21 protein-coding genes are annotated in these 26,110 nt (G+C 72.4%); 9 read left to right on the top strand and 12 right to left on the bottom strand.

All coding sequences use genetic code 11. The features are described 5' to 3' along the window. Positions 1-58 precede the first annotated feature (58 nt). Positions 59-670 (top strand): TrmH family RNA methyltransferase, encoded by a 612-nt coding sequence (locus tag AAD528_RS08985; protein WP_345751905.1) that lies wholly within the window; start codon positions 59-61, stop codon positions 668-670. A gap of 1 nt (position 671) precedes the next feature. Here AAD528_RS08985 and AAD528_RS08990 read toward each other — a convergent pair whose 3' ends face one another. Then, entirely contained in the window at positions 672-2,009 is a 1,338-nt protein-coding gene (locus tag AAD528_RS08990) for a M23 family metallopeptidase (RefSeq protein ID WP_345751733.1), read from the bottom strand. Positions 2,010-2,184: 175 nt separating this feature from the next. Here AAD528_RS08990 and AAD528_RS08995 point away from each other — a divergent pair, with 175 nt between their 5' ends. Continuing rightward, positions 2,185-2,658, top strand: coding sequence for a VOC family protein (locus tag AAD528_RS08995; protein WP_345751734.1), 474 nt, complete (start codon positions 2,185-2,187; stop codon positions 2,656-2,658). An 18-nt stretch (positions 2,659-2,676) separates the two neighbouring features. Here AAD528_RS08995 and AAD528_RS09000 read toward each other — a convergent pair whose 3' ends face one another. Next, complete coding sequence (locus AAD528_RS09000) at positions 2,677-3,681, bottom strand: aldo/keto reductase (RefSeq protein WP_345751735.1); 1,005 nt, start codon at positions 3,679-3,681, stop codon at positions 2,677-2,679. A gap of 10 nt (positions 3,682-3,691) precedes the next feature. Next, positions 3,692-5,035, bottom strand: a complete 1,344-nt coding sequence (locus tag AAD528_RS09005; protein WP_345751736.1) for an MATE family efflux transporter — start codon at positions 5,033-5,035, stop codon at positions 3,692-3,694. Between the two features lie 172 nt (positions 5,036-5,207). Between AAD528_RS09005 and AAD528_RS09010 the strand changes: the two genes are divergently transcribed. After that, on the top strand, positions 5,208-7,184 hold the full coding sequence (locus AAD528_RS09010) for a M13 family metallopeptidase (RefSeq protein ID WP_345751737.1): 1,977 nt from the start codon (positions 5,208-5,210) through the stop codon (positions 7,182-7,184). Positions 7,185-7,338: 154 nt separating this feature from the next. Here AAD528_RS09010 and AAD528_RS09015 read toward each other — a convergent pair whose 3' ends face one another. Next, positions 7,339-7,929 (bottom strand): ATP-binding protein, encoded by a 591-nt coding sequence (locus AAD528_RS09015; RefSeq protein ID WP_345751738.1) that lies wholly within the window; start codon positions 7,927-7,929, stop codon positions 7,339-7,341. A gap of 139 nt (positions 7,930-8,068) precedes the next feature. Here AAD528_RS09015 and AAD528_RS09020 point away from each other — a divergent pair, with 139 nt between their 5' ends. The 3 genes from AAD528_RS09020 to AAD528_RS09030 all read left to right on the top strand — a co-directional run bounded on the left by AAD528_RS09020 (position 8,069) and on the right by AAD528_RS09030 (position 13,016). Continuing rightward, positions 8,069-8,698 (top strand): dihydrofolate reductase family protein, encoded by a 630-nt coding sequence (locus AAD528_RS09020; RefSeq protein ID WP_345751739.1) that lies wholly within the window; start codon positions 8,069-8,071, stop codon positions 8,696-8,698. A gap of 34 nt (positions 8,699-8,732) precedes the next feature. Beyond that, on the top strand, positions 8,733-11,909 hold the full coding sequence (locus tag AAD528_RS09025) for a DEAD/DEAH box helicase (protein ID WP_345751740.1): 3,177 nt from the start codon (positions 8,733-8,735) through the stop codon (positions 11,907-11,909). Positions 11,910-12,131: 222 nt separating this feature from the next. After that, positions 12,132-13,016, top strand: coding sequence for a serine hydrolase (locus AAD528_RS09030; protein WP_345751741.1), 885 nt, complete (start codon positions 12,132-12,134; stop codon positions 13,014-13,016). A gap of 145 nt (positions 13,017-13,161) precedes the next feature. Here AAD528_RS09030 and AAD528_RS09035 read toward each other — a convergent pair whose 3' ends face one another. From AAD528_RS09035 to AAD528_RS09055, 5 genes are all read right to left on the bottom strand, one after another. After that, a complete protein-coding gene (locus tag AAD528_RS09035; protein ID WP_345751742.1) occupies positions 13,162-14,565 on the bottom strand; it encodes an HNH endonuclease signature motif containing protein in 1,404 nt (467 codons plus the stop codon). A 298-nt stretch (positions 14,566-14,863) separates the two neighbouring features. After that, positions 14,864-15,472, bottom strand: coding sequence for a PadR family transcriptional regulator (locus AAD528_RS09040; RefSeq protein ID WP_345751743.1), 609 nt, complete (start codon positions 15,470-15,472; stop codon positions 14,864-14,866). Positions 15,473-15,617: 145 nt separating this feature from the next. Beyond that, on the bottom strand, positions 15,618-17,027 hold the full coding sequence (gene ligM, locus AAD528_RS09045) for a vanillate/3-O-methylgallate O-demethylase (protein WP_345751744.1): 1,410 nt from the start codon (positions 17,025-17,027) through the stop codon (positions 15,618-15,620). 41 nt (positions 17,028-17,068) lie between these two features. After that, positions 17,069-17,944 (bottom strand): formyltetrahydrofolate deformylase, encoded by an 876-nt coding sequence (gene purU / locus AAD528_RS09050; RefSeq protein WP_345751745.1) that lies wholly within the window; start codon positions 17,942-17,944, stop codon positions 17,069-17,071. Next, positions 17,941-18,750 carry a methylenetetrahydrofolate reductase gene (locus tag AAD528_RS09055; RefSeq protein ID WP_345751906.1) on the bottom strand — a complete coding sequence of 270 codons (810 nt, stop codon included), beginning with the start codon at positions 18,748-18,750 and terminating at the stop codon, positions 17,941-17,943. The genes purU (AAD528_RS09050) and AAD528_RS09055 overlap by 4 nt, the downstream gene beginning before the upstream one ends. Positions 18,751-19,071: 321 nt before the next feature. Here AAD528_RS09055 and AAD528_RS09060 point away from each other — a divergent pair, with 321 nt between their 5' ends. After that, positions 19,072-20,508 carry an SGNH/GDSL hydrolase family protein gene (locus AAD528_RS09060; RefSeq protein ID WP_345751746.1) on the top strand — a complete coding sequence of 479 codons (1,437 nt, stop codon included), beginning with the start codon at positions 19,072-19,074 and terminating at the stop codon, positions 20,506-20,508. A 10-nt stretch (positions 20,509-20,518) separates the two neighbouring features. Here the strand turns inward: AAD528_RS09060 and AAD528_RS09065 are convergent, their stop codons facing one another. Together AAD528_RS09065 and AAD528_RS09070 are read right to left on the bottom strand one after the other, a co-directional pair. Beyond that, the gene (locus AAD528_RS09065; RefSeq protein WP_345751747.1) at positions 20,519-21,790 is read right to left on the bottom strand and encodes an MFS transporter; all 1,272 of its coding nucleotides are present in this window, start codon (positions 21,788-21,790) and stop codon (positions 20,519-20,521) included. Positions 21,791-21,941: 151 nt separating this feature from the next. Further along, positions 21,942-22,529 (bottom strand): TetR/AcrR family transcriptional regulator, encoded by a 588-nt coding sequence (locus tag AAD528_RS09070; protein ID WP_345751748.1) that lies wholly within the window; start codon positions 22,527-22,529, stop codon positions 21,942-21,944. Positions 22,530-22,692: 163 nt separating this feature from the next. Here AAD528_RS09070 and AAD528_RS09075 point away from each other — a divergent pair, with 163 nt between their 5' ends. Continuing rightward, positions 22,693-24,234, top strand: coding sequence for an MFS transporter (locus AAD528_RS09075; protein ID WP_345751749.1), 1,542 nt, complete (start codon positions 22,693-22,695; stop codon positions 24,232-24,234). Between the two features lie 54 nt (positions 24,235-24,288). Here AAD528_RS09075 and purU (AAD528_RS09080) read toward each other — a convergent pair whose 3' ends face one another. Further along, positions 24,289-25,161, bottom strand: coding sequence for a formyltetrahydrofolate deformylase (gene purU / locus AAD528_RS09080; protein ID WP_345751750.1), 873 nt, complete (start codon positions 25,159-25,161; stop codon positions 24,289-24,291). A gap of 139 nt (positions 25,162-25,300) precedes the next feature. Here purU (AAD528_RS09080) and AAD528_RS09085 point away from each other — a divergent pair, with 139 nt between their 5' ends. Then, positions 25,301-26,107 (top strand): IclR family transcriptional regulator, encoded by an 807-nt coding sequence (locus AAD528_RS09085; protein ID WP_345751751.1) that lies wholly within the window; start codon positions 25,301-25,303, stop codon positions 26,105-26,107. Positions 26,108-26,110 lie beyond the last annotated feature (3 nt).

Below are 26,110 nucleotides of genomic sequence, written 5' to 3' on the forward strand. Positions count from 1 at the left end.
CCCGAAAAGAGCCGCGCGGTAGCCTTTCGTGGTGACGGATGCCGCGAGCCACCAGCCCATGGACCAGGTGCGCGGCCACGGCGTCGGTCCGTGGCAGGGGGAGTGGCCGATCGGGCCGGTCTACGATCCCGAGCTGCTCGCGCACGGCGACACCCGCAACGTGATCGACCGCTATCGGTACTGGCGCATGGAGGCGATCGTCGCGGATCTGGATGCGCGGCGGCACCCGTTCCACGTCGCGATCGAGAACTGGCAGCACGACATGAACATCGGATCCATCGTGCGCAGCGCGAACGCGTTCCTCGCCGACACCGTGCACATCATCGGGCGCCGCCGGTGGAACCGTCGCGGAGCCATGGTCACCGACCGCTACCAGCACGTCGTGCACCACGAGGACGTCGCGGCGTTCGCCGCGTGGGCGCGCGAGGCGGACATCCCGATCCTGGCCGTCGACAACGTGGGGGAGGCCGTGCCGGTCGATCGCGCGGCGCTGCCGGAGCGATGCGTGCTCCTGTTCGGGCAGGAGGGCCCCGGGCTGTCCGACGAGGCCCTCGCCGCGGCCGCCGGGCACATCGAGATCACGCAGTACGGCTCGACGCGGTCGATCAACGCCTCGGCCGCGGCCGCCGTGGTGATGTACGAGTGGTGCCGCCGTCACGCGGCGGGCTGACTCAGAGCAGCGAGTCGACGACGTCGGACAGCAGGTTCGATCCGGTCGGCGTGGTCGTGGGCGCGGGTGCCGTGGGCGTCGGGGTGCTCGTCGCGGGCGCCTTCGTGGTCGGTGCCCGGGTGGCGGGCGCCTTCGTCGGCGTGGACGACGTGGTCGGCGTCGGGGCGGGGGCGGTCGGCGCGGGCGTCGAGGTGGCGGGCGGGGCGGTCGGCTGCGGGCTCGGGGTGCCCGTGGGCGTCGGCGTCGCGGTCGGCGTCGGGGTGGCGGTCGGCGTGGGCGTCCCGGTCGGACCCGGCGGCGGGGTGCCCGTGGGCGTCGGCGTCCCGGTGGGGGAGGGGGTGGGCGTGCCCGTGGGCGTCGCGGTCGGCGTCGGCTTGGCTGTGGCGGTCGGCTTCGGCTCCGGGGGCAGCGCGGCCGGCTGCGGCGGCGCGGGGACGTCCTTGGGCGTCCACGCCTTGATCACGGGGCGCTTCGAGTCGCCGTTCAGGTAGCCGAGCGGATCGACCGGCACGCCGCCGATCCGCACCTCGAGGTGCAGGTGCGCGCCGAAGCTGTGCCCGGTGTTGCCGACCAGGCCGATCGGGTCCCCCGTCTCGACCCAGTCGCCGGCCTCGACCACGCGGCTGCCGTGCGTCATGTGGCCGTAGAGAGTGACCATGCCGTCCACGTGCAGGATCATGACCGCGACGCCGTAGCCGAAGTAGGACTCGCTGGACAGGATGACGATGCCCGGCGCCGCGGCGCCGATCGGCGTGCCGGCGGCGGCGGCGACGTCCAGGCCCATGTGACGGCCGCCGCGGGCTCCGAACACGTCCGTGATGGCCCCGCCCGCGAGCGGCCACGCGAGGCGTCCCACGGAGGCGAGGTCGATGTCGCCGGCCTCGGCGAAGCGGGAGAGATCGACGGGGATGCCGGCGGCGAGGGCGGCGCGCACCAGCGCGGCGCGCGCGTCGCGGTGGATCCTGGCCAGCTCGTCCGGCGTGGTCGCGGCGTACGTGCTCGACGTCAGCGCGGGAGAGCCGGCCTGCACGTCGGCCGCCAGCTGCGCGCTCTCCTCCGGCAGGCCCTCGCCGACGAACCGCGGCAGGCCGACGTCGGGAGCGCCGAAGCCGGCCTGCTCCTCGTCGGCGCCGGTGATGTCCGCCGCGGTCTCGGCGACGATGGACACGGGCGCCGCGAGCGGGCCGGGCGAGGGCGTCGGGACGGCCGCGCCGGTGGCGGCGACGGCCGCGGTGAGGAGGGTCAGCACGCCGACGGAGCGGCCCGCGCGTACCGCGAAGACGCGACGCGCGGAGGGCGTCGCGACGTGCTGAACGGGCTTCGCGATAGGTGGGTGCATGATCCTTCCTCGTCCATCGTGGGGGACGCGACGCGCCGGGGAAACCCCTTTCGCTGTTTTTCTCGCTGGGTGAGTGCGAACTCTGCCGCTGGTGAGTACCGCTCTCTCGGGGGAGTGGGGCTCTCGACGCTGACGCACGCGCGGCGTAGCGTGACGCGCGACGAGGAGGTCGACCATGATCAGCGCACCGCTCATCCGCCCGTTCCTGTGGTTCGACGGCAACGCCCGCGAGGCGATGGACTACTACTGCGAGGTGTTCCCGGAGAGCCGGATCGACAGCATCGAGGAGTACCCGGACGAGAGCCTCGACACCCATTTCGAGGGGATGGCGGGCAAGGTCATCAACGGCGAGTTCACGCTCGGCGGCGTGGCGTTCGGCTGCCTGGACGGCGGTCCGCTCTTCACGTTCAACGAGTCGGTCTCGTTCGTCGTGGCGTGCAAGGACCAGGCGGAGATCGACTACTACTGGGATCGCCTGTCGGCCGTGCCCGAGTCGGAGCAGTGCGGCTGGTGCAAGGACCGGTTCGGCGTGAGCTGGCAGATCGTGCCCGCGCGGATGGACGCCCTCATGCAGACGCCCGAGCAGGTCCAGGCCATGATGCGGATGAAGAAGATCGAGATCGCCGAGCTCGAGGCGCTCGCCCGCTGACCCCGGCGGTCGCGGGCGTCACTCGCGCCCGGCCGACACCCACTGCGGATTGGCCGAGCGGGCCCCGACCACGCGGCCGGCGAGGGCGTCGAGGCGCGCGACGTGCTCGGGCGCGAGCGCGATGTCCGCGGCCGCGAGGTTCTCGTCGACGCGTTCCGTGAAGCGCGTGCCGGGGATCGGCGCGACGGGCAGATCGAGCGCGCGGCCCTTGTCGTACAGCCACGCGAGAGCCAGCTGCGCGGGCGTCACGTCGGCGTCGCGCGCGACGTCGAGCACCTCCGCGAGAACCGGCCGGTTCGCCGCGAGCGCCTCGGGCGCGAACCGCGGGAACTTCGGGCGGCCGTCGCCCTCGGTCAGCGCCGCCGCGTCGAACAGGCCCGTGAGCCACTGCCGGCTGAGGGGCGAGTAGGGCACGAACCCGATGCCCAGGTCCCGGACCGCGGGGATCACGTGCGCCTCGACATCGCGGCTGACGATGCTCCACTCGGTCTGCACCGCCGCGATCGGGTGCACCGTCGCGGCGCGGCGGATCTCCTCGCCGGTCGCCTCCGACAGGCCGATGTGCAGGATCTTCCCCTCGGCCACGAGCTCGGCCAGCGCGCCGACGGTGTCCTCGATCGGCACGTTCGGGTCGACGCGGTGCTGGTAGTAGAGGTCGAGGTGGTCGGTGCCCAGCCGGCTGAGGCTGAGCTCGATCTGCTCGCGCACGTACTCCCGGTCGCCCCGGATGCCGCGCCGGCCGATCCCGCCGCCCGTCAGGATGCCGAACTTGCTCGCGAGCTGCACCTGGTCGCGGCGGGTGCGCAGCAGCCGCGCGACCGTGCGCTCGCTGCGCCCGCCGCCGTAGATGTTCGCGGTGTCGACGAAGGTGACGCCGGCGTCGACCGCGTGCGTCAGGGTGCGCAGGGCGTCGTCGTCGGTCACCGGGCCGTAGACGTCGCTCAGCGACATGCCGCCGTAGCCCTGCCGGGACACGCGCAGGCCGTCGCCGAGTTCGATGAGGTGGGTGCGGGTCTCGGTCACGCGAGCCACGCTACGACGCGGGCGGTGCGATCCGCTCGCCCGCCGTCATCCAGCGACTTCCCCGCACGCGCGCCCCGAGCGTGACGCCGCGGGCGGCCATGTAGACGCCGAAGAACGCCACCGTGAGCCAGGCCAGGCCCGTCGCTCCGGCGGGGACGAGCCACGACACGAGCCAGAGCACCGGCAGGAACGGGACGAGGTTCAGCACGCCCACGACCGCGAGGTAGCGCGCGTCGCCCGCGCCCATCAGGACGCCGTCGAGCACGTACACGAGGCCGGCGAGCGGCATGCCGATCGCCATCAGGATCAGCGCGGGCTGGATCAGCGACGCCAGCGCGGGATCGCCGGTGAACGCGAGGCCGAGCACGCCCGACAGCGCGGCGACCACGACGCCGAGCGCGAGCCCGAACCACCCGCCCCACGCGAGCGTGCGGTGCAGCACGTGCCGCACGGCATCCGGGTCCCGCGCTCCCAGGTGCTTGCCGATCAGCGCCTGCGCGGCGATCGCGAGGGCGTCCAGGGCGTACGCCGCCGTGGAGGAGATCGTGAAGACCACCTGCCAGCCGGCGAGCTCGTGCGTGCCGAGGCCGGTCGCGACCGCGACCGTCAGCAGCAGCGCGAGGCGCAGGCTCACGGTGCGCAGGAACAGCCAGCCGCCGGCGCGCGCGGATCCGCGGATGCCGTCGCGCTGCGGCCGCAGCCGCGCGTCGTGCCGCCGCGCGAGGCGGCCGACGACCACGACGTACGCCGCGACCATGCCCCACTGCGCGGCCAACGTGCCGGCCGCGGATCCGGCGATGCCCCAGCCGAGCCCGTAGATGAACAGCGCGTTCAGCGCGGCGTTCGCGAGGAAGCCGAGGCCGGCGATCCACAGCGGCACGACCGTGTCCTGCAGACCCCGCAGCAGGCCCGTCGCGGCGAACACCACGAGCATCGCGGGAAGGCCCCACATCGACAGGCCGAGGTAGGTGGTCGCCTGGGCCGTGACCTCCGGGGTCGGCCCGAATGCGGCCACGAGCGTCGGCGCCGAGAAGGACCCCGCGATCGCGAGCACCGCGCCCAGGCCCAGCGCGAGCCACATGCCGTCGATGCCTACCGACACCGCGCCGCGGGTGTCGCCCGCGCCGAAGCGGCGTGCGACGCCGGGGGTCGTGGCGTAGGCGAGGAAGACCATCAGGCCGACGATGGTGCTGAGCACGGCCGAGGCGATCCCGAGCCCCGCGAGCGGCGCGAGCCCGAGGTGTCCCACGAGCGCGGCGTCGACCATCAGGAACAGCGGCTCGGCGACGAGAGATCCGAGCGCCGGCACCGCCAGCCGCAGGATGTCGCGGTTCAGGGTGCGGGTCCGGGTCACCGTTCGAGGCTAGTGCGCGGCTCCGACACGAGGCCGGGATGGGGCGGCTCGGCGTCGTCGTCGACGCCCGCGGATCCGGTCCATCGGGATACCGGTCGCGCCTGATTCGACGCGCCGCGGATCCGCGTCATTCCGCGACGTCCGGAGTCCCTATGCCCATAGGGTGGGAGGCATGACCGACGCCACGCCTGCCCCGCTTCGCTCCGGGATCGCGCTCGAGGAGCTCAGCGACGAGATCCGGCCCCAGGACGACCTGTACCGCCACGTCAACGGCGCGTGGATCGAACGCACCGCGATCCCCGGCGACAAGGCCCGCTGGGGCTCGTTCCACCTGCTGGCCGAGCAGGCGGAGAAGCACGTGCACGAGATCATCGAGGACTCGCAGCAGGCGGAGCCCGGCACCGACGCCCGGAAGGTGGGCGACGCGTTCGCGAGCTTCATGGACGAGGAGCGGATCGCCCAGCTCGGCACCGCCCCCCTGGAGGGCCAGCTGGAGCAGGCCGAGGCCGTGACCGACGTGGCGTCGTTCCTCAGCACGGTGGGCGCGCTCGACCGGCAGGGCGTCGCGTCCGTGATCGGCCTCTTCGTGGAGCCCGACCCGGGACAGCCGACGCGCTACGTGCCGTTCCTCGTGCAGGCCGGCATCTCGCTGCCCGACGAGAGCTACTACCGCCTCGACAACTTCGCCGGCACGCGGGAGAAGTTCCGCGAGCACGTCGAGAAGATGCTGGATCTGGCCGGGATCCCGGATGCCGCCGGCCAGGCGGATCGCGTCGTCTCGCTCGAGACCGACATCGCATCGCACCACTGGGACAACGTGCGCAGCCGCGACGCGGTCGCGACCTACAACCTGAAGACGTGGGACGAGATCCGGCAGCTCACGGGGCTCGACCTCACGCCCTGGCTCGAGGGCGTCGCCCCCGGCAACCCGGAGGCGTTCGCCGAGGTCGTGGCGTACCAGCCGTCGTTCCTCGAGGGCCTGGGCACGCTGCTCACCGAGGAGCGCATCGAGGACTGGAAGGCGTGGCTGCGCTTCAAGATCGTGCGCGCCGCGGCCCCGTACCTGCCCGACCAGTTCGTGCAGGAGAACTTCGCCTTCAACGGCACCGAGCTCACGGGTGTGCCGGAGATCCGCGAGCGCTGGAAGCGCGGCGTCGCGCTCGCCGAGGGCGCCCTGGGCGAGGCCGTCGGCAAGGTCTACGTCGAGCGACACTTCCCGCCGGCCGCGAAGGCCGCGATGGACGCCCTGGTCGCCAACCTCCTCGAGGCCTACCGCCAGAGCATCGCGAAGCTCGAGTGGATGAGCCCGGAGACCCGCGAGCGCGCGCTGAAGAAGCTCGACACGTTCAACCCCAAGATCGGGTACCCCGTGGCGTGGAAGGACTACGCCGCGCTCGAGATCGACGCGACGGACCTGCTCGGCAACGTCCGCCGCGCGAGCGCGTTCGAGCACGACCGCCAGATCGAGAAGGTCGGAAAGCCCATCGATCGCGACGAGTGGTTCATGACGCCGCAGACCGTGAACGCGTACTACAACCCGCTGATGAACGAGATCGTGTTCCCCGCCGCGATCCTGCAGTACCCGTTCTTCGATCCGGAGCGCGACGACGCCGCCAACTACGGCGGCATCGGCGGCGTGATCGGTCACGAGGTCGGTCACGGATTCGACGACCAGGGCAGCCGCTACGACGCGGACGGATCGCTCAACGACTGGTGGACGGAAGCGGATCGCGCCGCGTTCGAGGAGCGCACGAAGGCGCTCATCGCGCAGTACGACGCGCTCACGCCGGTCGGCCTGGACGAGGCGCACAAGGTCAACGGCGCGCTCACGATCGGCGAGAACATCGGCGACCTGGGCGGTCTCGGCATCGCGCTGAAGGCGTACGAGCTGTCCCTCGGCGGCCAGGAGGCTCCGGTCATCGACGGCTACACGGGCGTGCAGCGCCTGCTGCTGTCGTGGGCGCAGGTGTGGCAGCAGAAGGGCCGCGACGCCGAGACGATCCGGCTCCTGACGATCGACCCGCACTCGCCGAACGAGTTCCGCTGCAATCAGATCGTCCGCAACATCGACGCGTTCTACGACGCGTTCGGCGTGACGGAGACCGACGCCCTGTGGCTGCCGGAGGACCAGCGCGTCAGCATCTGGTGAGGGTGCGCGCGGGGCCCGGTTGGAGCCCCGTGCGAGCGAAGCGAGCGTGCCCCGGATGGGGCCCGCAGCGCGAAGCGCTGCCGGCGATGGAGCGAAGCGACAGCGCCCTCGCTCGCAAGGGCGCCGCTTGCGGCCCCGCAGCGTGCGAGATCTTCTAGGAGAGAAGCCCTCGGATGCCGCGCGCGGTCACGGGCCGGAAGCCCGCGTCGCGCAGGCGCGCCAGGATCGCGGGCTCGCGCCGGGCGAGCAGGAATCCGCGCCGGATGAGGAACGGCACGGGCTTGCGATGCTCGCGCACGTCGCGCACGAACCGCAGCAGCATCGTCAGCCACCGCGAGCGGTGCACGCACACGGCGTCGGCCAGGATGCCGCGCTCGCGTGCGTCCGCCGCCACCTCCGCGACGAACACGCCCTCGGCCACGAAGCGCGTGGCGCCGCCGAGCTCCAGCGTGCGCGTTCCCACCGGGCCGTTCGCGGCGATGTCGTAGATCGGCACCTCGGTGCGTCCCGTGCGGGCGAGCTCGTCCAGCGCCGCGAGCGCGCGATCCCGATGCCACGATCCCGGGTGGTCCCAGTCCACCTCGCCGGTCGGGAGGTGCGGCAGGGCGGGATCGTCGCCCGAGCGGTAGAAGTCGTCCAGCCGCAGCAGGGGCAGGCCCGACTGCTCGGCGAGTCGCGACTTGCCGCATCCGCTCGGCCCGCCGATGAGGACGACGTGGGCGAGGGGAGCGGGATCGTTCGGCACGGATAGATTCTGGCCGATCGATGCTGAGTGTCCGGCGCTCCCCTGTGCGCCGCCGCTCTTGACCGGGCGATCCTGGCCTGGCGAGGATCGGATCGGACGCGGCGTCCGCCGCGCGATCCCTGCGGAAGAGGAGCCGGCCATGACCGGGCGCATCTTCATCGACCTGTTCTGCTCGCTCGACGGCGTCGCCCAGGCTCCGGGCGGACCCGACGAGGACACGTCCGGTGGCTTCGCCTACGGCGGCTGGCAGGCGCCCGTCGAGGGGGAGGTCGACGGCCGGGAGATCGGCAGGGGGATCGAGGAGATGGACGCCCTCGTGCTCGGCCGCCGGACGTACGACATCTTCGCGGACTACTGGCCGAGGCACACCGAGGGCGACGGCATCGGGGTCGTCGGGCGCAGGTTCGACGCGATCCCGAAGTACGTCGCCTCGCGCGGGGCCCCCGTGCTCGCGTGGCGGCGCACGACTCAGCTGGGGGAGGATGCCGCGGCCGACGTGGCCGCGCTCCGTGAGCGTCACGCGAGCATCCACGTGATCGGCAGCATCGACCTCGTGCAGTCGCTGCTCGCGGCGGAGGCCTACGACGAGCTCGTGCTGTGGGTGTACCCCGTCGTGATCGGACAGGGCAGGAAGGTCTTCCCGGACGGCGCGGTACCGGCCACACTGGAGCTTCTCGCCCCGCCGGTCGTGTCCGAGAAGGGTGCCGTGCTGCTGCGCTACGGTCCGGCGGGGCCGCTGCGCACCGGGGACATGACGGCGCTCGAGTGAGCTCGCTGTCGGAGCCCGCGCCTAGGCTCGAGGGGTGCCGTTCGAGCTGAGCCCCGCGGACCTGCCGCGGATCCTGCCCGCGTGGATGGTGCAGCACGGCGCGCACCTGGCGGAGCAGGGCGTCGCGCGGATCGTCGAGCGGTTCGATCTCGGCGGCACCACCTCATACGAGGGCCGCGTCGGACGATGGACGATCTACGTCGACCTCAGCGACCGCGACGGCATCGCCGTGGACTGCGACGAGTGCGGCAGGGACGGCTGCGTGCACGCGGCGGCCATCCTGCACCTGATCGCGCACGGCGCGACATCGGGCACCGACCTGCCCCGCGGCGGGCTCGTCGAGCCGTGGCGCCGCGTGCTCGAGCGCGCGCTCGACGACAACGGAGCCGCCGAGCCGGTGGACGTCGCTCTGCTGATCGGCCTTGAGCGCGACCGTGCGGGTGAGGGCGTGCAGATCCGGCCCGCGCTGCGCGGCACGCGCGGCACGTGGATCCGCACGGGCATCGGATGGCGCGACCTCGACGGCAAGGGCATCACGGCCGACCAGCGGCGCGCGCTCGGCGAGCTCGAGGCGCTGTACGAGGCGCGCGAGCACTTCCCGGGCACGCCGGTCTCCCGTCGCCCGGTCGCCCGCAGCCGATGGGGCTCCTACGACCGGGCGCCGCAGTGGATCCGCCTCGACGAGCTGCCGAGCCGCGGCCTGTGGGACGTGCTGGTCGAGCTGCGCGACGCGGGCGTGCACCTCGTGGCCGACGTCAAGGCGCAGCACGGCGTGACCCTGCGCGCGGAACCCGCCGGGCACCACCTCGCGCTCGAGCGCCGCGACGGTGCGCTGCACGTGCAGCCCGTGATCGACCTGCCGGGCGCCGACGGCACGCGGATCCTGCCGATCGGGACGCCCGTCGCCGCGCTCGCGCTGGTGGGCGAGGCCGGTCTGCGCGAGCTGGTGCCGCTGCGCGAGCCCCTGGCCGAGGCCTTCACGCGGCTGATGGAGGGCGAGCCGTTCACGATCCCCGTCGAGGCCCTCGGCGACTTCGAGCGCGAGTACCTGCCGAAGCTGCGTCGCATCGCGCCACTGCGCTCGGTCGCCGGCACCTACGACATCCCGGCCCCGACGCGGCCGACGCTGGTCCTGACCCTGGCGCAGGACGACGCGCGCGCCACGCTCGCCTGGCGCTGGGACTACCCGGACGCGTCGGGCGCGCGGATGCCCGCCGACGAGCGCGCGATCGGCGACACGGTCGAGGCGGCCGCGGGCGAGCGGCGAGGGCTGCTCGGGGTGCGATCGGGCACCGGCTTCGGCGCCGCGATGCTCACGAGGGACGAGACGGTCGAGTTGCGCACGGGCGTGCTGCCCGCGCTGCGCGGGATCGACGGTCTCCGGATCGACGAGACCGACGAGCAGCCCGAGTATCGATTCGCGGCCGATCCGCCCGTCGTGCACGTGGCGACGTCGCCGCACGGCAACGACTGGTTCGACCTCGAGGTCAGCGTGAACGTCGGCGGCGAGGCCGTGCCGTTCGGCATGCTGCTCACCGCGCTCGTCGCGCGCGACCGCTACGTCGTGCTGCCGAGCGGCACGGTGTTCACGCTCAGCCAGGCGCAGTTCGACCCGCTGCGCGAGCTGCTCGACGAGGCGCGCGGGCTGCAGGATCGCCCCACCGGCCCGCTGCGGATCAGCCGCTGGCAGACGGATCTCTGGGAGGAGCTCGTCGGCATCGGCCTGGTGCAGGCGCAGGCGAACGAGTGGCTCGATCGGCTGCGCGGGCTGTCCGACGCCGACCGCCTCGAGCCGGTCGAGACGCCTGAGGGCTTCCGCGCCCACCTGCGCGACTACCAGCGCGTGGGGCTGTCGTGGCTGGACTTCCTGATCCGGCACCGGCTCGGCGGGATCCTCGCCGACGACATGGGACTCGGCAAGACCGTGCAGGTGCTGGCCGCGCTCGAGCGGGCCCGGCAGGAGTCGCCGGACGACCGATACCTCGTCGTCGCGCCGACCAGCGTGGTGTCGAACTGGGTGTCGGAGGCCGAGCGCTTCGCGCCCGCGCTGCCGGCTGTCGCGGTCGAGGAGACGAGCGGCAAGCGCGGCACACCGCTCGCCGAGGCGGTCGGCGACGCGCGGCTCGTGGTGACGAGCTACGCGCTGTTCCGGCTCGACTTCGAGGAGTACCAGGCGCTCGGCGTGCGGGTGCTGGTGCTCGACGAGGCGCAGCAGATCAAGAACCACCGCGCGCAGACGCACCGGTGCGCGCGCCTGCTCGAGGCGCCGAGCAAGTTCGCCATCACCGGCACGCCGCTCGAGAACAACCTGCTCGAGCTGTGGGCGCTCGCCTCGCTCGTCGCGCCGGGGCTGCTGGGCGGCGAGCGATCGTTCACGGATCAGTACCGCAAGCCGATCGAGCGCGAGCGCAACGGCGAGCGGCTCGTCCGGCTGCGGCGGCGCCTGCGGCCCTTCATGCTGCGCCGCACCAAGGAGGAGGTCGCCTCCGACCTGCCGGAGAAGACCGAGCAGCTGCTCGAGATCGAGCTGCATCCCGCGCACCGGCGCGCGTACGCCATGCGGCTGCAGCGCGAGCGGCAGAAGGTGCTGGGCCTGCTGGACGACGTCGACGCGAACCGGATGGAGATCCTGCGCTCGCTCACGACGCTGCGCCTGCTCGCGCTGGATCCGGATCTCGTGGGCGACGGCACCGCCCCCTCGGCCAAGCTCGAGAAGCTCGGCGAGCTGCTCGACGAGATCGTGGCGGACGGGCACAGCGTGCTGGTGTTCAGCCAGTTCACGCAGTTCCTCGGGCGCGCGGCCGCGGTCGCCGAGAAGCGCGGGATCCCGTTCGCGTACCTCGACGGATCCGTGTCCATGGGCGCGCGGAGGCGGATGATCGACCGCTTCACGTCGGGGGACGTGCCGGTGTTCTTCATCTCGCTCAAGGCGGGCGGCTTCGGCCTCAACCTCACACAGGCCGACTACTGCATCCTGCTCGACCCCTGGTGGAACCCCGCGGCCGAGGCGCAGGCCACGGACCGCGCCCACCGGATCGGGCAGACGCGGCCGGTGGTCGTGTACCGGCTGATCTCGAAGGGCACGATCGAGTCGAAGGTCGTGGCGATGCAGGAGAAGAAGTCGCGGCTGTTCCGCGACGTGCTGGCGGGGGAGGACCCCGCGGCGATCGGAACCCTCAGCGCGACCGACTTCCGCTCGCTCGTCGGCTGATCCGGGTCCTCCCGCCCGCGGCGCACCCGCGCGAGGCGCGGCGGCTGCAGGCTCCCGCTCGGTGGCGGGAGGCGCGCGAGAATCGCCACTTCTTCACCGGATCGTCGCCTGAGCGAGCTTCGGTGCTCGTCGCGAAGGCGCAGAATGGACGGCGAAGGACAGCAGAGCAGGGATGACCGAAGGACCGACGTGCGCCGTGCTGAGCGAGCGGAGCGAGCCGAAGTGACGAACGTGCCGCAGGGCACCCGGCGGGCCATGAAGCATGGCCGGGGGCGGCAGACGCGCACGTTCCGCGCCACGACGAGCGCCCTCGAGGGGCTGTCTCTCGCGGGCGCCCAGGTCGGGGTGCACGTGGCCGATCTCGACAAGGGCGACGTGGTGCTGGCCGGCGACGATCACCGGCCGCTCCCGGTCGGCGGCCTCGGCGTCGTGCCGCTGCTGGTCGAGACCGCCGCGCGGATCGAGGACGGCTCGGTCGACCCGCTCGCGCTCGTCGACCGCGCGCAGCCCGACCGCCCCGCACCCACCGGCGTGTGGCGCGACATGGCCGTGCCGACGCTGCCCGTGGTCGATCTCGCGGTGCTGACGGCGGCGGCCGGCGACGGCGCGGCCGCCAACGCCCTGCTCGAGACCGTGGGGCACGAGCAGGTGACGCGGCGGTTCGTCGACCTCGGGATGCCCCGCTCCGCGCTGCTCGACGGCTTCCGTGCCGAGCGCGGACCGGATGACGCGCCCTACATCGCGCTCGGCACCGCCGAGGAGTTCGCGGGGCTGTTCGCCGCGCTCGCCGGAGGCACCGCGGTCGGGCCGGCCGTGAGCGAGCGCGTGGTGAGCTGGCTCAGCCCCGTGACGGACGTCGGCCTGGTCGGCGCGGCCGTGGGAGGCGATCCGTTCTCGCACGAGCCCGACGGCCACGGCCTGGTGCACTTCGCCAAGACCGGCCGCGAGCGCGGCGTCCGGGCGGACGCGGGCGTGGTCGCCGGCCGCCGCGGAGCGTTCGCCTACGCGCTCATCGTCGCGTTCGATGACCTGTCCCTGCTGCACCGCCACCGCGTGCACAGCGCGTTCCACGCCCTCGGCGGCGACCTTCTCGAGTACGCGACCTAGGCCCTCCGCGCACCCGCCGCTGTGGGCGTCTGCCGCCGTCGCCGTTCGCGCCGCTACCGTGAGCGCCCACCGCTGTGGGCGTGCATCGGCCGTCGGCCGGTCGCCCTCCCCACAGGGCGGCACCGGGCCGTCAGGCACCCGGCCGTCAGGCGGCTCGTGGGGGTGGGTCCCACAGCCACCGCAGCGGCGACTTCGATCGCAGCGGGATCGGTGGCCCGTCGGGCGGGTGCAGGGTCAGCGGTCCGTGTCCGTCGCGGCGGATGCGGTACCGGTGGTGGTGCAGGTTCATGTGGTGGTGCCGGCACAGCAGCACGCCGCGGTCGAGGTCGGTGCGTCCGTCGTGGGCGTGCCATTCGTCGATGTGGTGCGCTTCGCAGTACGAGGCGGGCAGGGTGCAGTTCGGCCAGACGCATCCGCCGTCCCGCACCGCGAGGGCGATGCGCTGTTTCGGGGTGAACGGTCGCTGCTCCCGCCCGACATCGAGGGGGTTCCCGGCCGGGTCGATCACGACATCGACGGTCCCGGTGGCACACACCTGCTGCTGCACCGCCGCGGCCGGCACCGCGTCTCCACCGTCTTCGTAGTGCCCGACCGGATCGTCCTTCACCACGACGACGCGCACGCCGGCCTGTCGGGTGCCGAACACGGTCTCCGCGTCGGCGGTCGCCCCGGCCCGCAGCACATCCATGATCAGGTCGTAGGTCAGCTGCTCGTTCGTGCGCGGATCCTCCACGAGCTGCTGCGCCTTCTGCTGCTCGGCCGGGTCGACGAACCGGGGCCCGCCGCGGCGGGGGCGGAGGGCGGCGTCGACGATGGTGCGCACCCAGGCGTGGCCGTGGTCGTCGAACCGGATCCTCCCGTGATGCACCCCACCCGCGTCGGTCCACATCGTGAAGGACCGTGCCTCATGCCGGGCCAGGTACCGGGCTTCGGCCCCGGCGGGGTCGAGGCGGTCGCGGACCTGCCGCGCCGCCGCGGCCAGGTCCTCCACAGTGAGCGATCCGACCTCGCCGAGCAGCTGCTCCGCGGCCACCCGCCACGCGTCCACCGCATCCACGGCCGCGGTCTCCGCACCGGGTTCCACGGGGGGTTCGGCCAGGCCGCGCAGGATCGCGTCGGCCTGCGACGTCGACGCCGTGCCGTCCAGCAGCGCCGCATCGATGGGTGCATGCCATGGCGCTGCCCGCTCCGGCTCGATCTCCACCTGAGCGCGCTCGGCGAGCACAGCTTCCAGCAGGGCTTCCCCGAGCCGGACGTGCTTCACGGCCTCCGCCCGGGTGGATCCGGACAGTTCCTGCACGAGGGTGACGGCGTTGCGGTGTCCGCGGGACTGCGCCAGCCCGCCATGCCCGACCTCTCGTGCGGATCGCGATGCGACCACGCCGGCGGCGAGGGTCTGCATCCGCTGCCCCGCCTTCGCGAGGGCCGCCCCGAGTGCCATGAACCGCACCACGTCCTCGTCCGTGAACGCGGACACCGAGGCGACATCGACGGCGGTGAACGCGTCGATCGCGTCCACGCGCTGTGCGAGGTCGGTGAGGAAGTCCATGCCCGAAGTCTCCTCCGGGCCACCGACATTCCAACCGGTAATCCCCAGCTCAGCCCACATATCCACGAAACGGTGGATAACTCGATCCGGCGGTCGCCTGTGGACGACAGGGAGGCCCCCGGGGTCGTGGGCATGTTGCGGAGCGTCGACTCGGCTGCGCCTCGCTCAATCCTCGAAACGGGCCCACGTTGGGGGACGACACCGCGCAGCCGCCGCGGGCGCACTCCGGCGCATCAACCCGCGGACATCGGCCCAGGCGGGTCATCTCGACTGGCTGCGCTCGCTCGACAACCAGCGGTCAGGCGTGGCCCGAGACCGCGTCCTCCGGGCCGTACAGGCCGTCGAGCATCACGAGACCGCGCTCGGCCCAGGCGATCTCGGCGCGGGCGCGGTCGACGAGGCCCTCGTAGCCGAACCGCTTGAACGCGACCGTGCGGTCGTGGTCGGCGGCGTTCGTGGACTCGAGCCGACGCATCAGCATGGGGTTCGTGCGGGCGTCGATGCGCTCCAGCTCGGCCTCCCACTGCTCGAGCTCGCCGCGCCAGTGGCGGATGTGCTCGTCCAGGAACGCGCGCGCGGCGGCCGGGGAGGCCGCCTCGAGGTACGCGGCCTTGAGGCTCGCGGGCTCCCGCACGCGCGAGTAGGTGAGGGGCTCCTCCATCCAGCGTGCGTACGCCTGCTCGCCCTCGTCGGTCAGGTGGTAGACGCGGCGCGTGCCGCGCTCGCCGCGGGGCTGGTCCTCCCCGACGACGAGTCCCTCGCCCTCCATCTTCCGCAGCTCCGGGTAGATCTGGCTGTCGGGCGCGTGCCAGAGGTGGCCGACCGACACCTGGAACTGCTTCTGCAGGTCGTAGCCCGACAGGGGTCCGACGCGCAGCAGCGCCATCAGCGCGTTACGCAGGCTCATCTCGACTCATTCCGCTCGCTCCACGCTGGCTCATCTCGACTCGCTCGATGCACCGCATCCGGTCTTCCCCTTCGACCGTCATCCACTTGTACAAGACGAGGGGCCCGGGCGACGAATCGTCCAGCCCGGGCCCCTCGGATCCGGGTCAGGCGTTGTAGCCCGTGCGCCAGCCGCCCTGGTAGGTCTGGCGGGCGACCGTCGAGTACGGCACGGGGCTGACGACCACGCGCACCTCGAACTGCTCGTGCGGCTCGACCGACGCCTTGGTGGAGCCGCCGTCGGGCTCGCCCCAGACGACCTTGAGCTCGGTCCCCTCGGGCACGTCGGGGTCGACCGTGCCGAGCGAGAGGCCGCGCTTCTCGTTCGCGCTGTAGCCCGTGAACATCGAGAAGCCGACGGTCGTGCCGTCCGCGTCGACGACCTTGTCGTAGTTCGCCGAGCCGTAGTTGGCCAGCGGCAGGTCGAAGAACTTGTACTGCGGGCCGTCCACGTCCAGCAGCGACGCCCAGACCTTCGCGAGGTCCTCGGGGTTCCACGCGAGCGTGACCTTCTTTCGCTGCGAGGCCGGGTCGACCTTCTCGAGCGCGTCGCGGCCGATGAAGTCGTGGTCGAACTTCACGAACGAGCCGTAGCCCAGCTCCCACGGGGTGAGCTCGTAGTCCGCGATGTCCTCCGAGACGAAGGATCCGGCGAGCGTGCCGGTGGCCTCGTAGCTGTCGGCGGGCAGCCACTCGCGGTAGGCGCGCTCGGCCTCGCCGGAGTAGATCGCCGGCAGCGGCGAGGGGATCCAGCCCGACTCGAGCGTGTTCGACGGGTACGCGCGCGAGCCCACCGGCACGAGACCGAACTCGGCGCCGGCCTCGACGATCGCGTCGCGGATCTCGTGGTGGTCGGCGTACGGACCCCAGATCTCGAGACCCGGCGCGCCGGCCATGCCGTGACGCAGCGTGCGGACGGTCTTGCCCTTGATTTGCATCGTGGACATGTTGAAGAACTTCAGCTGCTCGAGCGGGCCGCCGTTGAGCTTCTCGATGACCTCCCAGGCGCGCGGGCCCTGGATCTGGAAGCGGTAGTACTTGCGCTGCACGGCGTCGCCGTAGGGGCGCGAGGGGGAGCGGCGGTCGACCTCGATGTCGAGGTTCGCGTAGCCGCCCGTCTCACCGTGGAACAGCAGCCAGTTGGCGGCGGGCGCGCGGCCGACGTAGACGTACTCGTCCTCTGCCTCGCGGAACAGGATGCCGTCGCCGATCACGCCGCCGGTCGAGCTGGTCGGCACGTACTGCTTGGCCTTGTCGACCGGGAAGGTCGCGACGGAGTTGATCGCGGTGTCGCTGATCAGCTTGATCGCGTCGGATCCCTTCAGGAACAGGTTGTCCATGTGGTGCGACTGGTCGTACAGGACGGCCGTCTCGCGCCACGCGCGCTGCTCCTTGATCCAGTTCTGGAAGTCGGCCGGCACGACCGGGTAGATGTACGAGCCGATCTGCGAGTTGCGCAGCAGCTCGACGGCCGATCCCTTGGCGTCGATGACTTCCTGCAGGTTCTTGTGTCCCACGGTGGAACCTCTCTGTCTTGGTGGGTGGTGGTACGGGGTGGTCAGAAGACGATGGTGTGGTTGCCCTGGCGGATGACGCGGTCCTCCGCGTGCCAGGCGACGGCGCGGGAGAGCACGGCGCGCTCGACGTCGGCGCCGCGGCGCTGCAGGTCCTCCGCCGTGTCGACGTGCGTGACCCGGACGACGTCCTGCTCGATGATCGGGCCCTCGTCGAGATCCTCGGTCACGTAGTGCGCGGTGGCGCCGATGAGCTTGACGCCGCGCTCCTTGGCCTTGCGGTACGGGCCGGCGCCGATGAAGGCGGGCAGGAACGAGTGGTGGATGTTGATCACCGGCACGCCGACCTTCTCGAGGAAGTCGCCCGAGATCACCTGCATGTAGCGGGCGAGCACGACGAAGTCGACGTTGCCGTCGAGCAGCTTCAGGATCTGCGCCTCCGACTCGCTCTTGTCGGGTCCGGCCTGCGAGGGGACGTGGAAGAACGGCACGCCGAAGGTGCGGACGTCCTCGGCGGTGTTGGTGTGGTTCGAGATCACCATCGGGATCGTCGCGGGCAGCTCGCCGCGGCGGTGCCGCCACAGCAGGTCGAGCAGGCAGTGGTCGCTCTTGGACGCCAGGATCGCCATCCGCTTCGGGACCGACTGGTCCGTGAGCGTCCATTCCATTCCGAACGGCTCGAGCGTCTCCGCGAGGTCGGCCTCGAGGTCGGCCATCGCCGCGATCAGATCCGGACGGTGGAACACCACGCGCTGGAAGAAGTCGCCCCCGACCGGGTCGGAGGAGTACTGGTCGAGCGAGACGATGTTGCCGTTGTTGCGCGTGATGAGCGCCGCGACCGCCGCGACGATCCCGGGCTGATCCGGACCGTGCACGATCAGGCATGCGCGGTCCAGCAGCGCCGGGTTGTGCACGCTCATCGCGACACCTTCGCCTGGTAGTCGCGCGCCCACTCGGCCGTGGCGCGCAGGCCGCCGAAGGCGTACATGTGCAGCTTCACGTCGCCCGCCCTGGGGTCGGCGGCCAGCAGGTCGCCCAGCTCGGTGACGAACGTGTCGGGGCCGGCGGTGCCGAGCAGGTTGGTCAGCGAGAAGCCGTACTTCTTCACGATCATCGCGTTGGCGCCCACCCCGAAGCGGCGGGCGAAGTTCAGCAGCCGCTTGATGCCCGCGGGGCCCGGCGTGCCGATCCGGATGGTCGCGTCGATGCCGCGGTCGCGCACGCCGTCGATCCACTGCATCACCGGGTCCGTGTCGAACGCGAACTGCGTGAGGACGACGGCGCCCAGACCCTGCTCCTTCAGCGACGCGGACTTCTTCTCGAGGTGGTCCCACAGCACATCGGCCGCGATGTCGGGGTGGCCCTCGGGGTAGCCGGAGATCGACACCTCGCGCACGCCGTAGGACTGCAGGACGCCGGAGCGGATCACGTCGAACGCGCTGTCGTACGGGCCCTCGGGCGTGGCCGGGTCGCCGCCGACGGCGAACACGTGCTCGGTCGCGCCGACCTGCTGCAGCCGGTCGAGGAACTCCTCGAGCTGCGCCTGCGACGACAGGCGGCGGGCGGAGATGTGCGGCACCGGGATGAATCCCGCGTCCTTCACGGCCTTCGCCGCGGCGACGCGCATCTCGAGGTCCTCGTTGCCGAGGAACGTGACGTTCACGCGCGTCCCCTGCGGGATCACGTCCTCGGCCTCATGGAGCCCGGGCACGTCCTTCCCGGTCATCTCCAGCGAGTAGTCGGCCGCGAGCTTCGCCTGCGGCGAGGTGGGGGCTGCCCCCAGGGAATCGGACACCAGCGATCCTTCCGGTCTGCTGCGCTTCTTCGCGCATCCGCGACGCACGTTACCTATGTCGATAGGGAATGTCCATAGGTGTGCGGGAAAATCCGGCTCCGCGGGACACCGCACCCGGTGGGCGGGAGGCGCGGGCGCCGATCAGCCGGATCGGAGGTGCGCTTCCGTAGGCTCGTGTCCTGCGGATCCTCCGGTGCCCGACCGTGAGTGCGCTCGTCGCGTGATCCCCTCGTCTCCCCGGAGGACCCCCTCGTGCTTTCCCACCGTCTTCGCGTGCGCCCGGTCGCGGTCGCGGTCGTCGTCGCGCTCGCCGCGGCGCTGCTCGTGCTGGGCGTGTCGGGCGCGCACGCGCGCGGCGGCGAGAGCGGCGGAGCGGGCGCGACCTACTTCCTCAACAACGCGTGGACGGGCGTGGCGGATCGCGAGCTGACGTTCGGCGCCCGGGCGGATCGCGCGTACACGGGCGACTGGGACGGCGACGGCCGGGACTCGATCGCGGTGCGCCGCGGCACCCAGTACTACCTGACGGACGACGGCCGGACGGTCGGCACGCGCTTCGTGTACGGCCGCAGCGACGACGTGACGCTGGTGGGCGACTGGGACGGCGACGGCGTGGACACGCTCGCGGTGCGCCGTGGCAGCCGCTACTTCTTCACGAACCGGCTCGAGGGCGGTCCGGCCGAGCGCGAGCTCGCCTACGGCCGGCCGGCCGACCAGGTCCTGGTGGGCGACTGGGACGGCGACGGCGTCGACACGCTCGCCGTGCGGCGCGGCAGCCGGTTCTACTTCGCCGACCGCCTCACCGGCGGACGCGCGTCGCGCGAGGTGGCCTACGGCCGCGAGGCCGACCGCGTGTACGTGGGGGACTGGGACGGCGACCGCCGCGACACCCCCGCGGTGCGGCGCGGCGCCACGTACTTCGTGACCGACCGCTTCGCCCCGGGTCCCGCCGGTCGGGTGCTCGCCTATGGACGCCCGGCCGACAGCACGCTCGTGGGCGACTGGGACGGCGACCGCCGCGACACCCTCGGCGTGCGACGCGACGCACCCGTCGCGGAGCCGCCCGCGAAGCCCACGCGGGTGATCTACCTGCCCGATCACCCGCGCGTGCTGGTGTTCGGCGACTCGTGGACGTGGGGTCCCGCCGGGGCCAACGAGCGCGGCTACGCCTACCAGCTCGGGGATCTCCTCGGCGGACGCAGCACGGTCGACGGCGCCCCGGGATCCGGATATCAGATGCCCGGCGCGACCGATGCGACCTTCGTCGAGCGCATCGAGCGGATGAAGCCGACGTCGCGCTACGACCTGATCGTGGTGCAGGGCTCGCTCAACGACCGCGACCAGGTGGCCGACTTCTATCCCGGCGCGGTGAACGCCGCGTGGGACGCGCTGGCCGCGAAGCATCCCGGCACGCCGATCGTGATCCTCGGCCCCGCGCCGCGCATGCTGCCGGTCGAGCCGGGCATCGCCCGCGTGGACCGCGAGCTCGCCAGGCTCGCCGCGCAACGCGGCTGGTGGTACATCTCGCCCATCGCCGAGGACTGGATCACCGCGCGCGACTACCGCGCCTACATCAACCCGAAGGGCGCGGTGGACGAGCTGCACCCCACGATCGCGGGGCATCGGGCGCTCGCGAAGCTGCTGGCGGCCGATCTCGAGCGCATCGCACGCTTCCCCTGGCACGTCTGACGCGCGGGCCTCAGCGGTCGAGCACGTAGCGGTCGCGGCCGACGAGCAGCCCGAGCAGCGCCTGTGTGCACAGCAGGATCGCCGCGAACGCGAGCGACGCGATCCATCCGCCGACGGCCGTGTGGAGCAGGCCGAACACGATGGGCGGGAAGGCCGCGAACGCATAGCCGACCGACTGACCCATGCCCGACAGCGCCGAGGCGGTGTGGTGGTCTCGGGCGCGCGAGGCCATCAGCGTGAGCGACATGGCGAGCGACGCTCCGCTCGTGAGCCCCGCGAGCATGCCCCACCACAGGATGCCGCCGGGCGCGACGATCATGCCCAAGACCGCGACGAGGGCGAGCAGCGGCAGCAGCGCGGGCACCCACCGCTCCAGGCGGCCGCGCAGCACGAACGGCAGCCCGAGCGAGCTGATCACGCCCGTGAGCTGGAACATCATGGTGTCGACGCCCGACTGCGCCTCGCCGCGTCCGTACGAGATCGCCATGGGCGCGATCCACGTCAGCAGCACGTAGAACAGCGATGCCTGCACGCCGAAGTACGCGCCGACCTGCCACGCGACGGCGTCGCCCCAGACGCTCGGCCCGCGCCGCACGCCCGCTGCGCGCCGCGCGGCCCTGCCGTGGCCCGCGCGGCGGTGATGGATCATCCAGAGCGCTGCCGCGATCGGCAGCGTCGCGCACACCGCGACGAGCGCGATCCGCCAGCCCCACGGATCCTCGCCGGTCCGGACGTGCGAGATCGGCACGACGAGGCCCGAGGCGATCGCGCCGCAGCCGGCCAGCAACGCGGTGTAGACGGCCGTCACGAGCGGCACGCGCGTGCCGAACGACTGCTTCACGACCGCCGGCAGCAGCACGTTCGCGGCCGCGAGCGAGGCGCCGATCACGGCCGTGCCGAGCCACAGGGTCGCGATCGGCCAGCCGCCGACCGAGACGAACGGCAGCGACCGGATCACGGTGCCCGCCGTGAGCAGGATGAGCGATACGGTCAGCACGCGGTTCAATCCCCAGCGCTGCGCGGCGGTGTGCGCGAGCGGCGAGCACAGCGCCCACGCCACGAGCGGCACGGACGTCAGCGCGCTGAGTGCGGCGAGGGGCACGCCGGTGTCGGCCGTGAGCTGCTCGAGCAGCGGCCCGATGCCCGTGATGGTCGCGCGCATGTTGACGGCGATCAGGCACAGCGTGACGAGCAGGAACCCCAGGTGGACGCCTCGGCCGGCGACGCCGCCGGACGCGCGCTCGGCGGATCCGGTCGCCTGGGCCCGCGCGTCATCGCTCACAGGGCGTGACTCTATCCCCGCGATGCGATCGGGTCGGATTCGATGTGTCCCATCCAGTGAGAGCGGAGTGCAGCCCCCTGCGAGCACAGCGAGCGTGCCGCAGATGCGGCCCCGCGGCGCGAAGCGTCGCCCGAGCGCGTGCGAGACGTTCTCAGAGAGAACGCGCGCGGAGCCCGTCCAGCGCGAGCCCGGTGACGCGACGGCGCTGATCCTCGTCGGGGAACGCGACGCCCGCGACGCCCGACATGAGGCGCACGACGTCCTCGATCTCCACGTCCGTGCGCATGACGCCGGCGTCCTGCGCGCGGCTGACGAGCGGGGCGCCCGCGCCGTACATGGCGCCGCGACAGCTCACCAGCACGTCGGACTCGCGGTTCAGGCTCTCGATCAGCACGCGCTTGGTGCCGATGTAGCCGATGAAGCTCTGGATCCAGTGCTCGAGGGCCGGCCACGGCTCGAGGGCCATGGCCTCCTGCGCCGAGGTGACGAGCTTCTCGACCTCGGCCACGTAGACGGCCTCGATGAGCGCGTCGCGCGTGGGGAAGTTGCGATACAGCGTGCCGATGCCCACCCCGGCGCGGCGCGCGATGTCCTCGAGCGACGCCTCCGTGCCGTGCTCGGCGAACGCGTCGCGCGCGGCGGCCAGCAGCGCGTCGAAGTTGCGGCGCGCGTCGGCGCGCTGGGGGCGCTGGATGCCGGTCCAGGAGGGCAGGGGCGCCTCCGCGGTCTGGTTCGACATGGCCTCTCCTCTCCGGGGTCGACAGAACACGAATGCAGCGGCTTGCAAAACGGAGGCATCCTCCGGTAACGTAACCGGAGGGATCCTCCGAGTGGAGCCTTCCTCCCATTTTAGCCCCGATGCCGCGGCTCCTCCACCATCGCTCAGAAACGGACGGCACACCATGAGCACCTCCTCCTCCCGCACGGGATCCGCGCGCCGCAAGAGCGCGCCGTCCCCGTTGCGCGCGCCGCTCGCGATCCGTCGCATCGCGCGACGCCGCGCCGCCGCGCCCCGCACGACCTCCCCGCGCCAGGCCCTCACCGCTCTGGGCGTCTCGATCGGATCCTTCGCGAGCCTGCAGTCGCTGCTCGTGCCCGTGCTGCCCGTGATGCAGGGCGACCTCGGCACGGATGCGGTCGGCATCACCTGGGCGCTGACCATCTGGCTCATCGTCGCGGCGGTCGCGACGCCCCTTCTCGGCCGCGCCGGCGACCTGTACGGCAAGCGCCGGATCTTCCTGATCGCGCTGGCCGCGGTCGCGGCGGGCAGCATCGTGGCCGCGCTCGCGCCGAACCTCGGCGTCCTGCTCGGCGGTCGCGCGCTGCAGGGCATCGGCGGGGCGATGTTCCCGCTCGGCTTCGGCCTGGTGCGCGACGTGCTCCCGGCCCCGCGGGTCGCGGGCGGCATCGGCATCCTGTCCGCCCTGATGGCGGTCGGGTCCGGCATCGGCACGGTCTTCGCGGGACCCCTCGCCACCGCGATCGGCTGGCGCGGCCTGTTCATCCTGCCCCTGGCGGGCGTGACGATCGGCGCGATCCTCGTCCTGCGGGGCGTCCCCGCCGCGGATCGTGCGGTCGGCGGCCGGATCAACATCCCGTCCGCGCTGCTGCTGTCGGCGTGGCTCGTGGCCCTGCTGCTGCCGCTCAGCACCGGTTCGGCATGGGGCTGGGGCTCGCCGTTCGTGATCGGCCTGTTCGTCCTCGCCGCGGCGCTGCTGGCCGCGTGGATCGCGGTCGAGCTGCGCGCCCGCGAGCCGCTCGTCGACGTCCGCATGATGCGCCTGCCCGGCGTCTGGAACGCGAACGCCGCGGCCATGCTCGTCGGCGCCGCCATGTTCGGCGTGTGGGCGTTCTTCGCGCGCTTCATCCAGGAGCCGGTCTCGACCGGCTACGGCTTCGGCGGCACCGTCACGACCGCGGGCCTCGTGATGCTGCCCATGCTGGTGCTGATGGCGCTCGCGGGCTTCTTCACCGGCCCGCTCACGCGGATCCTGTCGCTGCGCGCGCAGCTGGTCGCGGGCACGGCGCTCATCGCGGTGCCGACCGCCGGCATCGCGCTGCTGCACGGTTCGCTCTGGATGCTCACGGCCGAGGCGGCCCTGCTCGGCCTCGGACTCGGAATCACGATGGCCGCGCTCACGAACCTCGTGATCGGCAGCGTCCCGGTGCACCAGACCGGCGTCGCCGCGGGCATGAACTCCAACCTGCGCACGATCGGATCGGCCGTGGGCACGGCCCTCGCGGCCGCGATCATCACGGGATCCGCGGCGGCCCCGGGCGGCGAGCCCACCGAGCAGGGCTACACGACGGGCTTCCTGGTGCTGGCGGCGCTCGCCGCGGGGGCCGCGGTCGTCGCGCTGCTGTCGCGCCCGGCGCGCGTCGAGGCGACCGAGGTGCTCGTCGAGACCCCGATCGGCGAGGGCGAGCTCCAGCCCGCCCGCTGATCCACCGCGCGCCCTCGACGCCCCTCCGCTGATCCAGCGGAGGGGCGTCGCTCGTCAGAAGACGATCGTGTGGTTGCCGCTGCGGAGCACGCGGTCCTCGGCGTGCCACAGCACGGCGCGCGAGAGGACGGCGCGCTCGACGTCGGCGCCGCGGCGGCGCAACTCGGGCGTGCTGTCGGCGTGCGTGACGCGCACGACGTCCTGCTCGATGATCGGACCCTCATCCAGATCCTCGGTCACGTAGTGCGCGGTCGCGCCGATCAGCTTCACGCCCCGGTCCTTCGCCTTCTGGTACGGGTTCGCCCCGATGAACGCCGGCAGGAAGGAGTGATGGATGTTGATCACCGGCACGCCGATCCGCTGCAGGAAGTCGCCCGACAGGATCTGCATGTAGCGCGCCAGGACGATGAAGTCGACGTCCGCCTCGGCCAGCAGGCGCAGGATCTCCGCTTCCGACGCGCTCTTGTCGGGGCCCTTCTGCGACGGGACGTGCACGAACGGCACGCCGAACGCGGCGACGTCGTCGGCCGTGCGCGTGTGGTTGGACACGACCAGCGCGATCTCGACCGGCAGCGAGCCGCGGCGGTGGCGCCAGAGCAGATCGAGCAGGCAGTGATCCTCGGTGGACGCCAGGATCGCCATCCGCTTCGGGATCGAGCTGTCGCGCAGCACCCAGGTCATGCCGAGCGGCGCGAGCGTCTCGGCGAGGTCGGCCTCGAAGTCGCCCAGCGCGCCCGCGAGTCCCTCGCGGTGGAACACGACCCGCTGGAAGAAGTCACCCCCGACGGGGTCGGTGGAGTGCTGATCCAGCGACACGATGTTGCCGCCGTGGCGCGCCAGCAGGGCCGTCACCGCCGCGACGATCCCCTCCCTATCCGGGCCCGAGACGATGAGGCAGGCGTGGTCGGTGAGGCCGTCGATCCGCATCCGTCGATCGTATCGGCGGCGCTCCGCGCTCCGGATCCGTGGCGGCCGGAGTCCCGCAGACCGAGATACCGGCTTGCGTTGCGTGGCCGATCCGTCAACCCCCTCCAGTGATGTCCTCCACGGTCGCTACGTTTGCTCCATGTCGACCGACACGATTACTGACTCCATTCAGGGGATCGCGGCGACGTCTGTCGATGCCGACGGGATGCTGGCGCGCACCATGCGGATCCTGGGCTGCTTCACGGCGGATGAGCCCGAGCTCTCCGCCTCGCGCCTCGGCGCCCTGACCGGGCTGTCGTCGTCCACCCTGCACCGGATCCTGGCGCAGATGCTCGAACTGGGCCTGCTGTCGCGCACGCCGGGGCGGCGCTACGCGGTGGGCGCGCGACTGTGGGAGCTCGGCGAGCTCTCGCCGCTGGCGCTGCGGTTGCGCGAGACCGCCCTGCCCTACATGTCGCGGCTGTACGAGGCGACGGGCGAGAACGTGCACCTCGCGGTGCTCGACGCCCCGGCGCCCGAGCGCGCGAGCGCACTGTTCGTCGGTCGCCTGACGGGGCGCGCGTCCATCCCGACGCTGAGCCGCATGGGCGGGCGCCAGCCGCTGCACACCACCGGCGTGGGCAAGGCGCTGCTGGCGACGCAGACGGGGGACTGGCTCGACCGCTTCCTGTCGCATCCGCTCGAGCGCGAGACGCTGCACTCGATCACGGAGCCCGAGGTCATGCGGGCCGAGATCGACCGGGCGCGCTCGCGCGGCTACGCGACCACCCGCGAGGAGATGACGCTGGGCAACATCTCGGTGGCCGCCCCGGTCGGCTCCGTCGCCGGTCTGCCGCCGACGGCGCTGGGCGTCGTGACGCGCATCGACGGCGCCGACACGCGCCGCCTCGGCGCGCTCGTGACGCAGACGGCGGCCGATCTGGGCCGCGCGCTGCGCGCGTTCTGAGAC

Source organism: Microbacterium rhizophilum (assembly GCF_039605615.1).
Lineage (GTDB): Bacteria > Actinomycetota > Actinomycetes > Actinomycetales > Microbacteriaceae > Microbacterium > Microbacterium rhizophilus.